Origin of the sequence: Luteimonas composti, assembly GCF_042678665.1 — a bacterium.
GTDB lineage: Bacteria > Pseudomonadota > Gammaproteobacteria > Xanthomonadales > Xanthomonadaceae > Luteimonas > Luteimonas composti.
In genome coordinates this window covers 524,223-537,805 of the sequence record NZ_JBHTKU010000004.1, presented here as the reverse complement: position 1 = coordinate 537,805, position 13,583 = coordinate 524,223, and the positions used below count along the sequence as shown (strand labels likewise).

Annotated in this window: 11 protein-coding genes; 9 read left to right on the top strand and 2 right to left on the bottom strand. The window is 69.8% G+C overall.

Annotated features, from left to right (window positions below):
* The first annotated feature begins 10 nt into the window (after nt 1-10).
* The 4 genes from recG to ACFQ2D_RS14470 all read left to right on the top strand — a co-directional run bounded on the left by recG (nt 11) and on the right by ACFQ2D_RS14470 (nt 5,003).
* Nucleotides 11-2,116, top strand: a complete 2,106-nt coding sequence (recG, locus tag ACFQ2D_RS14485; protein ID WP_280942416.1) for an ATP-dependent DNA helicase RecG — start codon at nt 11-13, stop codon at nt 2,114-2,116.
* 94 nt (nt 2,117-2,210) lie between these two features.
* A complete protein-coding gene (locus ACFQ2D_RS14480; RefSeq protein WP_280942417.1) occupies nt 2,211-3,143 on the top strand; it encodes a nucleoside hydrolase in 933 nt (310 codons plus the stop codon).
* Between the two features lie 72 nt (nt 3,144-3,215).
* Nucleotides 3,216-3,464, top strand: a complete 249-nt coding sequence (locus tag ACFQ2D_RS14475) for a type B 50S ribosomal protein L31 (RefSeq protein ID WP_280942418.1) — start codon at nt 3,216-3,218, stop codon at nt 3,462-3,464.
* A gap of 255 nt (nt 3,465-3,719) precedes the next feature.
* Nucleotides 3,720-5,003 (top strand): citrate synthase, encoded by a 1,284-nt coding sequence (locus ACFQ2D_RS14470; protein WP_280942419.1) that lies wholly within the window; start codon nt 3,720-3,722, stop codon nt 5,001-5,003.
* 75 nt (nt 5,004-5,078) lie between these two features.
* On the opposite strand, the gene ACFQ2D_RS14465 is transcribed toward ACFQ2D_RS14470, so the two are convergent.
* Together ACFQ2D_RS14465 and ACFQ2D_RS14460 are read right to left on the bottom strand one after the other, a co-directional pair.
* Nucleotides 5,079-5,735, bottom strand: coding sequence for a hypothetical protein (locus ACFQ2D_RS14465; protein WP_280942420.1), 657 nt, complete (start codon nt 5,733-5,735; stop codon nt 5,079-5,081).
* Nucleotides 5,736-5,812: 77 nt separating this feature from the next.
* The gene (locus ACFQ2D_RS14460) at nt 5,813-8,338 is read right to left on the bottom strand and encodes a penicillin-binding protein 1A (protein WP_280942421.1); all 2,526 of its coding nucleotides are present in this window, start codon (nt 8,336-8,338) and stop codon (nt 5,813-5,815) included.
* 238 nt (nt 8,339-8,576) lie between these two features.
* On the opposite strand from ACFQ2D_RS14460, the gene ACFQ2D_RS14455 reads away from it, so the two are divergent.
* The 5 genes from ACFQ2D_RS14455 to ACFQ2D_RS14435 are packed head-to-tail and all read left to right on the top strand — an operon-like array spanning nt 8,577 to nt 13,518.
* The gene (locus ACFQ2D_RS14455) at nt 8,577-9,635 is read left to right on the top strand and encodes a pilus assembly protein PilM (RefSeq protein WP_280942659.1); all 1,059 of its coding nucleotides are present in this window, start codon (nt 8,577-8,579) and stop codon (nt 9,633-9,635) included.
* Nucleotides 9,635-10,378 carry a PilN domain-containing protein gene (locus ACFQ2D_RS14450; RefSeq protein ID WP_280942422.1) on the top strand — a complete coding sequence of 248 codons (744 nt, stop codon included), beginning with the start codon at nt 9,635-9,637 and terminating at the stop codon, nt 10,376-10,378. The genes ACFQ2D_RS14455 and ACFQ2D_RS14450 overlap by 1 nt, the downstream gene beginning before the upstream one ends.
* Nucleotides 10,375-11,055: a type IV pilus inner membrane component PilO gene (gene pilO, locus ACFQ2D_RS14445; RefSeq protein ID WP_280942423.1), complete on the top strand. Its 681-nt coding sequence runs from the start codon at nt 10,375-10,377 to the stop codon at nt 11,053-11,055. Before ACFQ2D_RS14450 ends, pilO begins: the two co-directional genes overlap by 4 nt.
* A complete protein-coding gene (locus ACFQ2D_RS14440) occupies nt 11,055-11,591 on the top strand; it encodes a pilus assembly protein PilP (protein ID WP_280942424.1) in 537 nt (178 codons plus the stop codon). The genes pilO and ACFQ2D_RS14440 overlap by 1 nt, the downstream gene beginning before the upstream one ends.
* 16 nt (nt 11,592-11,607) lie before the next feature.
* A complete protein-coding gene (locus ACFQ2D_RS14435) occupies nt 11,608-13,518 on the top strand; it encodes a type IV pilus secretin PilQ (RefSeq protein WP_280942425.1) in 1,911 nt (636 codons plus the stop codon).
* Nucleotides 13,519-13,583: the final 65 nt, after the last annotated feature.

Genomic DNA, 13,583 nt, shown 5'->3' with positions numbered 1-13,583 from the left:
CGCCCATCGCATGGCCAGGCCAGCCCCCGTCCTCGCGGCCGCCGGCGACGCTCCGCTGACGACGCTGGCCGGTGTCGGGCCCGCGGTGGCAGAGAAGCTGGCCGCGCGCGGCCTGCTGAGCCTGCAGGACCTGTGGCTGCACCTGCCGCGGCAGTACGAGGACCGTACCCGCATCACGCCCATCGCCATGCTGCAGCCCGGGGCGGCGGCGCAGGTGGAGGGCGTGGTCGAGGCGGTCGAGCGCGGCTTCCGCTACCGGCCGATGCTGCGCGTGGCGCTCGACGACGGCTCGCGGGGCACGCTGGTGCTGCGCTTCTTCCATTTCCGCTCGCAGCAGGTCAACCAGTTCCGGGTCGGCGCGCGGGTGCGCGCCTACGGCACGCCGCGCCCGGGCCAGCACGGGCTGGAAATCGTGCATCCCAGCTACCGGGTGCTGGGCGCGGGCGAGGATGGTGGACTGGGCGATGCGCTCGACCCCGTGTATCCGGCGGTGGAGGGCATCGGCCCGGCGACGCTGCGGCGGCTGGTGGGCCAGGCCCTGGACCGGCTGCCCGGCGAGGAGGCGCTGGAACTCCTCCCGCGGGGCCTGCTGGCCGGTACGCCGACCCTGCCCAGCCTGCGCGAGGCCCTGCTGACCCTGCACCGGCCGCCCCGCGATGCCGACGTCGCCGCACTGCTCGCCGGCACCCATCCCGCGCAGCGGCGACTGGCGCTGGAGGAAATGCTGGCCCACCAGCTCAGCCTGCGGCGCCAGCGCATCGCCCTGCAGTCGCACGTCGCGCCGGTGCTCGACGACGACGCCGGCCTGCTCGCGCGCCTGCGCCGGGCGCTGCCGTTCGCGCTGACCGGTGCGCAGGAGCGCGTGTTCGAGGAGATCCGTGCCGACCTGCGCAAGGGTGTGCCGATGCTGCGCCTGGTGCAGGGCGACGTGGGCAGCGGCAAGACCGTGGTCGCGGCGATGGCCGCGCTCATGGCAATCGGCGGCGGCCGGCAGGCGGCGCTGATGGCACCCACCGAGCTGCTCGCCGAACAGCACCTGGCCAATCTCCGCGGCTGGCTGGAACCGCTGGGCCTGCGCGTGGCCTGGCTGGCGGGCAAGGTGTCGGGACGGGCGCGCAGCGCGGTCATGGCCGATGCCGCCAGCGGGGCCGCGCAGCTGGTGGTGGGCACGCATGCGCTGATGCAGGAAGGCGTGGTGTTCCGCGACCTCGCCCTGGCGATCGTCGACGAGCAGCACCGCTTCGGCGTGCACCAGCGCCTGGCGCTGCGCGACAAGGGCGCGGCGGAGGGGATCGCGCCGCACCAGCTGGTGATGACCGCCACACCGATCCCGCGCACGCTGGCGATGGCCGCCTACGCCGACCTCGATGTCTCGGCCATCGACGAACTGCCGCCGGGGCGCACCCCGGTGCAGACCGTGGTGCTGGGCGCGGGGCGCCGGCCCGATCTGATCGAGCGCATCCGCGCCGCCTGCGCCGAGGGCCGGCAGGCCTACTGGGTCTGCACGATCATCGACGAGAGCGACGAGGTGGTCGCGCAGGCCGCGCAGACCACCTGGGAGCAGCTGACCGCCGCGCTGCCCGGCCTGCGCGTGGGCCTGGTCCACGGCCGCATGAAGGCGGCCGACAAGCAGGCCACCATGCTCGCGTTCAAGGCCGGCGAACTCGACCTGCTGGTTGCCACCACCGTCATCGAGGTCGGCGTGGACGTGCCCAACGCCTCGCTGATGATCATCGAGAACGCCGAGCGGCTGGGCCTGTCGCAGCTGCACCAGCTGCGCGGGCGGGTGGGGCGGGGCAGCCAGGCCTCCAGCTGCGTGCTGCTCTACCAGCCGCCGCTGTCGCAGATGGCGCGCGAGCGACTGGACACCATGCGCAGCACCGGCGACGGCTTCGTCATTGCCGAGAAGGACCTCGAACTGCGCGGCCCCGGCGAACTGCTGGGCACCCGCCAGACCGGCCTCGTGGGCTTCCGCATCGCCGACCTGGCCCGCGATGCCGACCTGCTGCCGGGGGTGCAACAGATCGCCGAGGCGCTGGTGCGCGAGGCGCCGGACGCGGCCGACCGCGTGGTCGACCGCTGGATCGGCGGCGCGGCGCGCTACGCCGGGGCCTGAGCGGCGGCGGGCTGCGTCGGCGCCGGCAACCGGCTAACCTGCCCGGCTTGCGCGCCCCTGGCGCCTGTCCCGATCACTGCCGCAGGTCCCGTCCATGCCACGCATTCCCCTTCTCATCGACACCGACCCGGGCGTCGACGACGCGCTGGCCCTGCTGATGGCCTTCGACGCGCCGGACCACGAGGTCGTCGGCCTGAGCATCGCGGCCGGCAACGTGGGCCTGGCGCACACCGTGCCCAACGCGCTGAAGCTGTGCGAAGTCGCCGGGCGCGCCGACGTGCCGGTGTTCGCCGGCTGCGCGGCCCCGCTGCTGCATGCGGCACCCGACGCGGCCTACGTGCACGGCCAGGACGGCTTCGGCGACACCGGCTACGCGCCTGCGGCGCGGGCCGCGGCGCAGGAGCACGCGGCCCTGGCGATCCTGCGCCTGTCGCATGAACATGCCGGCCGGCTGCTGCTGGTGGCGCTTGGCCCGCTCACCAACCTGGCCTTGGCCCTGAAGCTGGACCCGACCTTGCCGCAACGCGTCGCGCGGCTGGTGGTGATGGGCGGCTCGGTGAGCGCGCACGGCAACATCACCCCGGCGGCGGAGTTCAACGTCTACTTCGACCCCGAAGCCGCGCACCTGGTGTTCGAGGCCTTCCCGCGCTTCGACCTGGCCGACTGGGACGCCACGCTCGCCCACGGCCTGCCGCATGCCCAGGTCGAGGCCTGGCTGGCGGCCGGGTCGGCGCGCGGCCGCTTCTACGAGGACATCTCGCGGCAGACGCGGGCCTGGTCGGCCGACCGGCGCGGCGACCGCTGGTTCGCCGCCGACGCCCTGGCCATGGCCTGGGCGCTGGCGCCGGAGGACGCCCGTGAAACCGCCGAGCGCCCGGTGGAGGTCTGCCTGGAGCGTGGCCCCGGCCGCGGCGCCACCGTCGTGGACTGGAACCGGCAGACCGGCCGGCCCGACGCGGCGCGCATCCTGGTCGGCTACGACCAGACCGCCTTCGAGGACCGGGTGCGGCGGGCGCTGGCCGGTTAGGGTGGCTTGCGCGCTCGGCGCAGGCGCCGCTATAATGCCGGGCTTCCCTGCGCAATCTCACGGTGTGACGCCATGAAGGCCGACATCCATCCCGAATACCGCGAAGTCGTCTTCCAGGACGTGACCTCGGATTTCAAGTTCCTCACCCGTTCCACCCTGGCCGCCTCCTCCAAGGAGACGATCAAGTGGGAAGACGGCAACGAATACCCGCTGGTCAAGATCGAAGTGTCGTCCGCGACGCATCCGTTCTACACCGGCCAGAACAAGATCGTGGACACCAGCGGCCGCATCGACAAGTTCAAGCGCCGCTACGCGAAGTAATCGCGAACGGAACAAACCGTTCCGTGTTGTCCCAGACGGCCGCCTCCGGGCGGCCGTTTGCGTTCCGGAGCCGCGGCGCGCAGCGGTGCCGCGCCGCGATCGGCGCCTGCGCCGGATGCGCCGGGACAGGACCAAAGTCCGAGACGGCCGGCGGGCGGCCTGTGCGATAATTGCTGCGTTGCGGTAGCCGTTGTACCGCCGTCGCCGGGCGCCATGGGCGCCCGTCCGTACGTCCGAACCATGAGGAGCCAATCCGTGTCCGACAACGTCGTGTTGAACGCCGGCGGCAAGTCCGTCGAGCTGCCCGTCCTGAAACCCACCCTCGGCAACGACTGTGTCGACGTCTCGAAGCTGACCCGCGAAACCGGGCTGTTCACCTACGACTCCGGGTTCACCGCCACTGCCAGCTGCAAGTCCGCGATCACCTACATCGACGGCGACAAGGGCGTGCTGCTGTACCGCGGCTACCCGATCGAGCAGCTGGCCGAGCATTCGAGCTTCCTCGAGGTGGCCTACCTGCTGATGAACGGCGAGCTGCCGAACCAGGCCGAGTTCGCCAAGTTCGAGCACGAGGTGACGCATCACACGATGATGCACGAGTCGCTGAAGAACTTCCTGCACGGCTTCCACTACGACGCGCATCCGATGGCGATGCTCGCCGGGACCGTGGCCTCGCTGTCGGCGTTCTACCACGACACCCTCGACCTCGAGGACCCGGCCCACCGCCGCCAGGCCGCGATCCGCCTGCTGGCCAAGGTGCCGACCCTGGCCGCGGCCGCCTACCGCTATTCGATCGGCTGGCCGATCCGCTATCCGCGCAACAACCTCGAATACGTCGACCGCTTCCTGCACATGATGTTCGAGGTGCCGAGCGAGCCGCTGGAGCTCAATCCGGTGGTCGCCAAGGCGCTGGACCTGCTGTTCATCCTGCACGCCGACCACGAGCAGAACGCGTCGACCTCGACGGTGCGCCTGGTCGGTTCCACCGGCGCCAATCCCTATGCCTGCATCGCTGCCGGCATCACCGCGCTGTGGGGTCCCGCGCACGGCGGCGCCAACGAGGCGGTGCTGAAGATGCTGGAGGAGATCGGCGATGCGAAGAACGTCGCGTCCGCCGTCGCCAAGGCCAAGGACAAGGAGTCTGGCTTCCGCCTGATGGGCTTCGGCCACCGCGTCTACAAGAACTTCGACCCGCGCGCCAAGATCATCCGCGAGATGACCCACAAGGTGCTGGGCGAGCTGGGCGTGGACGATCCGCTGCTGGAAGTGGCGATGCGCCTGGAAGAGGCCGCGCTGCAGGACGAGTACTTCATCCAGCGCAAGCTCTACCCGAACGTCGACTTCTACAGCGGCATCATCTACAAGGCGCTGAAGATCCCGACCGAAATGTTCACCGTCATGTTCGCCATCGGCCGCACCGCCGGTTGGGTGTCGCACTGGCTGGAGCAGCAGGTCGATCCGGAAGCCAAGATCGGCCGTCCGCGCCAGATCTACACCGGCTCGGACGTGCGCGACTACGTGCCCGCCGGCAAGCGCTGATCGCGCCGCAAAGCTGGTCGAAGGAACGCCCCGCGATGCGGGGCGTTCCTGTTTCCGGACGCGTCCGGTGCGACGCTAGTCGCTGGCGGTCCCGGCGGCGTCGTAACCGGCGATCTCCTCCTCGACCAGCAGCTGTCGCAATTGGCTGGCCGAGGCGCGCTTCATCGGCCGGCCGTCGACGCCCGACAGCGGCGCCTGCCGCAGCGCCACGGCGGGCAGCACGGTCAGCTCGAAGCCCAGTTCCTCGGCGCTGAACAGCCACACAGGGAAATCGCCCTCGCGCGCCCTGTCCAGGCGCAGCCGGCGGCTGCGCGATTCGGCCGGGATGCCGGCCTCGTCCAGGAAGCGCGTCACCGCGTCGGGATCGTCGCTGTAGAGCTGCAGGCCGATCGGCGTGCGCGCGTCGGCGGTGCCATCGAGCACCGGGCCGACCAGGCGCGCATCGAAGCGCGCGAAGAACTCCAGCGCACGCAGCGCCGCCTCGCGGCGCGCGCGCAGGTCGTCGGCGTGGCTGCCCAGGAACAGGCGCTGGTATTCGCGCAGTGCGTCCTCGATCTCGCGGTTGCGCGGCAGCGAGGCGTCGTCGTGGAAGCCGAGGCGGTCGGCTGCCTTGAGCTTGGCCTGGTGGAAGTCGCGGATGCCGCCTTCGGCCATCAGCCTCGCGGCCTCGTGGGCGAGGCGGTGCCGGCGCTCGCGCGTACGCGTTTCGGCATGCTGGCGGGCACGGTGCATCACGATCCCCCGGTCCGGCGACGAGCCGACTGTAACCCACGCCAGCCGGACGTCAACGTGAGCGTGCCGCCGGCGCTTCAGAAGATGTCGAACGCCTCCTCGGCGGGCAGGTCGTCGAACTCGAACGTGGTCACCACCTCCATGCGCTCGAGGTCCTCGACCTTGACGTACTCGCCGATGCCGCCTTCGGACGCGGTCGGAAGCAGCTGGCCGCCCGCGCTCACCGCGACCTTGACCATGCCGGGCGGGGGGTCGTTGCGGGCCACCGGAACGCCGTCCAGGGCCACGCGCATGAAGTCGATCCAGATCGGCAGGGCCGAACGGCCACCGTATTCACGGTAGCCTAGCGAGCGGTTGTCGTCGCGCCCCACCCAGACCGAGGTGACGAGGTTGCCGCCGAAGCCGGAGAACCAGGCGTCGCGATGGTCGTTGGTCGAGCCGGTCTTGCCGCCCACGTCCTCGCGGCCGAGTACCTTCGCCGCGGTGCCGGTGCCGCGCTGCACGACGTCGCGCATCATCGATACCAGCTGGTAGGCCACGCGTTCGTCGATCGCGCGTGGCGCGAGCACGGCGCCCTCGGGCAGCGTGGCCGGCGCCTGCGCCGGCGCATCGCCGTCTTCCCCGGTCCCCGTCACCGGGCGTGCCGGCCCGAGGTCGAAGCCGTCGACCACGGTCGGGCGCGCGACCTGGACGCCGTCCGCGCCGGTGGTGCAGCCGCGGCACGCGCGCGGCGGGTTCGCCTTGTAGACCAGTTCGCCGTTGCGGTCGCGCACCTCGTCGATGAACCAAGGCTCGATGCGGAAGCCGCCGTTGGCGAACACCGCATAGCCGCGGGCGACCGAGAGCGGCGTCAGCGACGGCGTGCCGAGCGCGATCGACAGGTTGGGCGGAAGCTCCGATTCCTCGAAGCCGAAGTGGCTGATATACCGGCGCGCGTAGTCCACGCCCATGGCGTCGAGCAGCCGCACCGAGACCAGGTTGCGCGAGCGCACCAGCGCCTCGCGCAGGCGCATCGGGCCGGCGAACTTGCCATCGTCGTTCTGCGGCCGCCAGTCCTGGCCGCGGCGCATGCGGAACACCACCGGCGCGTCGAGCACGATCGAGGCGGGGTTGAAGCCGCGCTCGAACGCGGCGGCATAGATGAAGGGCTTGAAGCTCGAGCCAGGCTGGCGACGCGCCTGGGTGGCGCGGTTGAACTTGTTGCCGGCGAAGCTGAAGCCGCCGATCAGCGCGCGCAGCGCACCGGTATCGGGCTCCAGCGACACCAGCGTGGCCTGTCCGCGCGGCAGTTGGTCGAGCTGCCACCTGACCGTCGGCGGCGCGGCGGCGGCCTCGCCTTTCGCCGGCGTCTCGATGCGGGCCACGCGTACCAGGTCGCCACGCTTGACCAGCGCCGCCGGCACCTTGCCGGTCCAGCGGCTGGATGCGGCGTCCAGGGTCAGGGTCGTGCCGTCGGCCAGCACCACCTCGGCGGTGGGGGAGGCGGTGGCGAGCACGATCGCTGGCAGCAGGCCGCCCTGCGCGGGAATGCCGCGCAGGCGAGCGCTCGCGGTGGCGGCGTCCTCGTCGGCGGCCAGTTCGAACGTCTGCTCGGCGCCGCTCCAGCCGTGGCGATGGTCGTAGGTGGCCAGGCCGCTGCGCACCGCGCGGTCGGCCGCGGCCTGCATCACCGGGTCGATGGTGGTGGTGACGTGGTAACCGCGGTTGAGCACGTCGCCGCCGAAGCGGGCTTCCATCTCGAGGCGCACCATCTCGGCGACGTAGGGCGCATAGGCCTCGACGGGGCGCTCGTGTGGCTTGGCGTGCATCGGCACGGCCCGGGCCTGGCGGAACTCGTCCTCGGTGATGTAGCCCAGTTCGCGCATGCGCGCGAGCACGTAGTCGTCGCGCCGCTCGCGCGCGCGTTCGGGATTGCTCAGCGGGTTGCCGCTGGACGGGAACTTCGGGATCGCAGCCAGCGAGGCCATCTCGTCCAGGTCCAGCTGGTCGAGGGTCTTGCCGTAATAGAACTCCGCCGCCGCGGCGATGCCGTAGGACCGGTTGCCGAAGAAGCTCTTGTTGAGGTACAGCTCGAAGATCTCGTCCTTGCTGAGCTCCCGCTCCATCTTCATCGCCAGCAGCATCTCGGCGAACTTGCGGGTGAAGCTATACTCCGTGCTCAGGTAGAACTGGCGGGCGACCTGCTGGGTGATGGTCGAACCGCCCGGCACGCGCTCCTGTCCGCGGGTCTTGGCCAGCAGCCAGACCGCGCGCGCCACGCCCTTGTAGTCCACGCCGCCGTGTTCGTAGAAGCGCGCGTCTTCGGTGGCGAGGAAGGCCTGCTTGAGGCGCTCGGGGACGTCCTCGATCTCCACCGGGTAGCGCCGCATCTCGCCGAACAGCGCCATCAGCTTGCCGTCGCGTGCGTACACGTACATCGGTTCCTGCATCTCCACGTCGCGCAGGCTCTGCACCTCGGGCAGCTTCGAGGACACCGTGTAGTAGACGAACGCGCCCGCGGCGGCGGCGACCAGGGCGAGCGCGATGCAGGCCAGCAGCACCCAGCGCAGGACGCGCAGCAGTGGCCGGGGCTTCTTGCGGGGGGCTGGGGTAGGCGCGGACATAGGGGCGCAAGTATAGGCGCGGCGCGGAGAGGCGCCGTCGGCGGATGCTCACGGGGCCGGGCAGCGGGCCGGGCGGTGGGTCGGGAGGGGTGGAGCCGGGGCCGCAGGTGGCCGGACTGGGCAAAGCGGGCATGCAGCACGCTCCGCAAGGTCCACTGTTGCCACCGGATGAAAAGTCCGTTATTTAATGCGCCGGGGCACGTTGCGCACGTAAGCGCCCGTGGCAAAGGGGAAAAACGTGGGGCTGATCACAAAAAGTCAAGCGCCGCTTGTCGGGGTCGACATCAGTTCGACGGCCGTCAAGCTGCTCCAGCTGTCGCGTTCCGGCGACCGCTACCGGGTTGAGCACTACGCCGTGGAGCCACTGCCGCCGAACGCCGTGGTCGAGAAGAACATCGTCGAGGTCGAGGCGGTGGGCGAGGCCATCCGGCGCGCGGTCTCGCGTTCGGGCACCAAGGCCAAGTTCGCCGCCGCCGCGGTATCCGGGTCGGCGGTGATCACCAAGATCATCCCGATGCCGGCGGACCTGGACGAGGACGACATGGAATCCCAGGTCGAGCTCGAGGCGGTCAACTACATCCCGTACCCGATCGAGGAAGTGAACCTTGATTTCGAGGTGCTGGGCGGATTGCCCGGCAATTCGGAGATGGTGCAGGTCCTGCTGGCCGCCTCCCGGTCCGAGAACGTGGAGATGCGCGCCTCGGCACTGGAACTCGGCGGGCTGACCGCCAAGGTGGTCGACGTCGAGGCCTTCGCCATCGAGAACGCCTTCGGCCTGCTGGCCAGCACGCTCAACATCCCGCGCGACGGCATCGTCGCCCTGGTCGACGTCGGCGCGACCATGACCACGCTCAACATCCTGCGCAACGGGCGCAGCCTGTACGCGCGCGAGCAGGTGTTCGGCGGCAAGCAGCTGACAGACGAGGTGATGCGCCGCTACGGGCTGAGCTACGAGGAGGCCGGCCTGGCCAAGCGCCAGGGCGGGCTGCCGGAAAGCTACGAGATCGAGGTGCTCGAGCCGTTCAAGGAGGCCCTGGTCCAGCAGATCAGCCGCCTGCTGCAGTTCTTCTACGCGGGCAGCGAGTTCAACCGGGTCGACCAGATCGTGCTGGCCGGCGGCTGCGCCTCCATCCCCGGCATCGCCGAGATGGTGGAAGAGCAGCTCGGCGTCCAGACCATCATCGCCAACCCGCTGGCGCAGATGACGCTCGGCTCCCGGGTCCAGGCCCACGCCCTCGCCCAGGACGCGCCCGCGCTGATGATCGCCTGCGGCCTGGCCCTGAGGAGCTTCGACTGATGGCCCGGATCAACCTACTTCCGTGGCGGGCGGAGCGCCGCAAGCAGCGCCAGAAGGAATTCGGCGCGATGCTCGGGCTGGCCGCGCTGGCCGGCCTGCTGCTCTGGTTCCTGTTCAACATGTACTACAACGCGCAGATCGACGGCCAGAAGGAGCGCAACCGCTTCCTCGAGCAGGAGATCGCCGAGGTCGACAAGAAGATCGTCGAGATCGAGGCCCTGGACCGCCAGCGTGCCCGCCTGCTGGCGCGCAAGGACGTGATCGAGCAGCTGCAGGCCAACCGCTCGCAGATGGTCCACCTGTTCGACTCGCTGGTGCGCACCATCCCCGACGGCGTGATCCTCACCGGGATCAAGCAGGAAGGCGAGAAGCTCACCCTGGAAGGCCGTTCGCAGTCCAACTCGCGCGTCAGTACCTACATGCGCAACCTGGAGGGGTCCGGCTGGATGACCAAGCCCGACCTGTCGATCATCGAGGCACGCGACGGCGTCGCCGGCCTGCCATACGCGTTCACCCTGTCGGTGCAGCTGGCCAACCCCAACGCGCCCAGGGACGAGGACGGCGACGGCGTGCCGGATCCGGTGCCGCCGGTCAACGCAGAACCCGCGGCCACGCCGGAAGCCGCCGCGGCCGCTGACGCTGCTGCCGCGGCCGAAGCCGCTGCCGCGGCGGCGGCCGGGTCGCCGGCCATCGCGGACGAGCCCGCAGTCGAGACCGCGCCTGCCGAAGGAGCCACCCAGTGAGCAAGAAGAAGGTGTCGCTGCGCGAGCTCGACGTCAACAACATGGGTTCGTGGCCGCGCGAGTACAAGATCGGTTTCTGCGTGCTGCTGGCCGCCCTGATCTTCGGCCTGCTGTGGTACGTGGTGACGCGTCCCAAGGGGCCGGAGCTGGAGAACCTGGAGCGCAGGGAAGTCGAACTGCGCACGGATTTCGAGACCAAGCAGGGTCGCGCCTCCAACCTGGAGCCGCTCAAGCAGCAGCTCGCGCAGATGGAACAGCAGCTCCAGCAGATGCTGCGCCAGCTGCCCAGCCGCACCGAGATGCCGGCGCTGATCAACGACATCTCGCAGACCGCGCTGGCCACGGGCATCCATAACGAGCTGTTCAAGCCTGGTCCGGAGGCGCCCAAGGAGTTCTACGCCGAGAAGCCGATCGAGCTGAAGATGGTGGGTACCTACCACCAGTTCGGCGCCTTCGTCAGCGGCGTGGCCTCGCTGCCGCGCGTGGTGATCATGACCATGCACGACATCTCGCTGCGTCCGCGCGGCGGCGGCAACAACAACAGCGTCACGGGCATCGGCCCGAACTCGAGCCTGGAACTGGCCGGTACGGTCAAGACCTACCGCTACCTGGACGAGGAGGAGGCTGCGGCCCAGGAACAGGCCGCGGCGGCTGCGGCTGCGGGGGGGGCACACTGATGCGGAACACCAGGAAGGCCGCCGGCGCCGTGGCATGCGTGCTGGCGCTGGCGCTCACCGGCTGCGTGCGCGGGGTGGACAGTACGCCCGGCGACGCGCCCAACCTGCACGAGTGGGTGGCCAACGTGAAGGCGCGCCCGGCACCGCCGCTCGACCCGCTGCCTGTGATGCAGCAGTTCGAGACCTTCGAATACGCCGCCCAGGACCTGCGCGACCCCTTCAGCACCGCGTTCGGCGACGACGGCAGCGGCAGCGGGCCGCGGCCGGACTCCAACCGTCGCAAGCAGGTGCTCGAGCAGTTCCCGCTCGACAGCCTGGACATGGTCGGCACCTTGCATACCGGCCCGTCCATGGTTGCGCTGGTGATGGCACCCGACAAGGTGACCTACCGGGTCTCCCCCGGCGTCTACATGGGCCAGAACGATGGCCGGGTGACCCATGTGCAGGAAGATCGAATCGATCTCGTCGAACTCGTGCCGGATGGCGCTGGCGGCTGGCTGGAACGGCCGGCCTCGGTTGCGCTCGAAGACAATTGATCAGGGGAAGTCAAAGATGACCGTCACCAACGTGCGTAATCGGCAGCCGGCCCGGCGAGCCATCCCGGTCCAGGCCCTGGCGATCGGCCTCTGCGCGGGCCTGCTGTCGGCCTCCGCGGCCGCAGGCGCCCCGGATCTCCGCGGGCATGCACCCGCCCTCCTCGCGGTGGCGCAGGCCGCGGCCGTCGATCCGGGCAAGCAGGTCCCGGGCGCCGTCTCCGTCTCCGCCGTCGATTTCAAGCGCGGCGATGGCGGGGCGGGCAAGCTGATCCTGAGGTTCGACGGAGAGGGCGCGAATCCCGACCTGCGCACCCAGGGATCGAACATCATCGTCAACATCGGCAACGCCTCGATTCCCACGGCGCTGCAGCGCCCGCTCAACGTCACCGACTTCGCCACGCCGGTCCAGCGCATCGACGCGCGCCAGGGCGGCGAAGGCGCGCAGCTGGTGCTGAGCGCGCAGGGCAACTTCGAGCCGATGGCCTACCAGAGCGGTCGCGAGTACGTGGTCGAGATCGTGCCGCGCGCAGCCGCCGCCTCCGACCGTGCCGTCGGCGCCAGCAGCCCGTCGGCCACCACCGCCACGGCGCAGGCCTCGGCCACGCGCGCCTACAGCGGCCGCCCGGTGACCTTCAACTTCCAGGACGTGCCGGTGCGCACCGTGCTGCAGCTGATCGCCGAGGAGTCCAACCTCAACATCGTCGCCAGCGATACGGTGACCGGCAACGTCACGCTGCGCCTGATCAACGTGCCGTGGGACCAGGCGCTGGACATCGTCCTGCAGGCGCGCCAGCTCGACAAGCGCCGCAGCGGCAACGTGGTGTGGGTGGCCCCGCAGGCCGAGATCGCCGCGTTCGAGAAGGCCAAGGAAGATGCGCGCCTGGAACTCGAGGAACGCGCCGAGATGGTCACCGAGTACATCCCGATCAGCTACGGCAACGCCGAGGACATCGCCAAGCTGCTGACCGAGGAGAGTAAGAACAGCATGGGTGGGGGCGCCAGCGGCGGCAGTCAGGGCCAAGACAGCCGTGGGTTCCTGTCGCGCCGCGGCAGCCTGAGCTTCGACCGTCGCACCAATACCTTGTTGGTGATCGACATTCCTCAACGCGTGGGAGAAATCAAACGTCTGGTCACCATGCTTGACAAGCCGGTTGACCAGGTCGTGATCGAGGCACGCATCGTCATTGCCAATGAGACGTTCTCCCGGGACCTTGGGGCCCGTTTCGGGATCCAGGCCTCCAAGGACCGGCTCGGCGCATCCGGTTCCATCGCCGGGAGCCGTGGCAATGCCGTTGGCGCAGGGACGGATCCGCGGGTGCGTCCCGGCCGCGACCTGAACTTCAGTTCGCCGGCAGGGACCGGTGCGGGCGCGCTCGCGCTGACCATCCTAGGCAATGCGATCGACTGGGATCTGGAATTGTCCGCGCTGCAGGAGGAGGGACGCGGCGAAATCGTTTCCAATCCCCGTATCGTCACCAGCAACCAGCGGGAAGCGATTATCCGCCAGGGTCAGGAGGTGGGCTACCTCACCATTACTGGTGGTCAGGGTGGCAATATTCCGACGGTCGAATTCAAGGATGTCCTGCTTGAGCTCAAGGTTACTCCCACCATCACGAACGATGGCCGGGTTTTCCTGAGCATGGAATTGAAGAAGGACGAGATCTTCGACTTCATCCAGACTGGCGTTGGCGAGGTCCCCCAGATCAACAAGCGCGAGATCACGACCGCCGTCCTGATGGAGGATGGGCAGACGGTGTCGATCGGCGGCGTCTACGAGTTCCGCGACCGTAGTGACCTGCGCAAGGTCCCGTTCCTTGGCGACCTGCCCATTCTCGGCAACCTGTTCAAGAGCCGCGGGCGTGATCGGGAGAAGGGCGAACTCTTGATCTTCGTCACGCCGAAAGTGCTGCGCGTCGCGCAGCGCTGAGGCCGCGACGGCGACGCAACGGACGGGGCCTTCGGGCCCCGTTCCTGTTTCCGGCCGCGCGAACG

What these genes read in the sequence shown, in the direction of transcription:
- ACFQ2D_RS14460 (WP_280942421.1), bottom strand. Translation starts at nt 8,338, where the DNA reads ATGTCCGCGCCTACCCCAGCCCCCCGCAAGAAGCCCCGGCCACTGCTG.
- ACFQ2D_RS14465 (WP_280942420.1), bottom strand. Translation starts at nt 5,735, where the DNA reads ATGCACCGTGCCCGCCAGCATGCCGAAACGCGTACGCGCGAGCGCCGG.
- ACFQ2D_RS14440 (WP_280942424.1), top strand. Translation starts at nt 11,055, where the DNA reads ATGCGGAACACCAGGAAGGCCGCCGGCGCCGTGGCATGCGTGCTGGCG.
- ACFQ2D_RS14435 (WP_280942425.1), top strand. Translation starts at nt 11,608, where the DNA reads ATGACCGTCACCAACGTGCGTAATCGGCAGCCGGCCCGGCGAGCCATC.
- ACFQ2D_RS14450 (WP_280942422.1), top strand. Translation starts at nt 9,635, where the DNA reads ATGGCCCGGATCAACCTACTTCCGTGGCGGGCGGAGCGCCGCAAGCAG.
- ACFQ2D_RS14475 (WP_280942418.1), top strand. Translation starts at nt 3,216, where the DNA reads ATGAAGGCCGACATCCATCCCGAATACCGCGAAGTCGTCTTCCAGGAC.
- recG (WP_280942416.1), top strand. Translation starts at nt 11, where the DNA reads ATGGCCAGGCCAGCCCCCGTCCTCGCGGCCGCCGGCGACGCTCCGCTG.
- ACFQ2D_RS14480 (WP_280942417.1), top strand. Translation starts at nt 2,211, where the DNA reads ATGCCACGCATTCCCCTTCTCATCGACACCGACCCGGGCGTCGACGAC.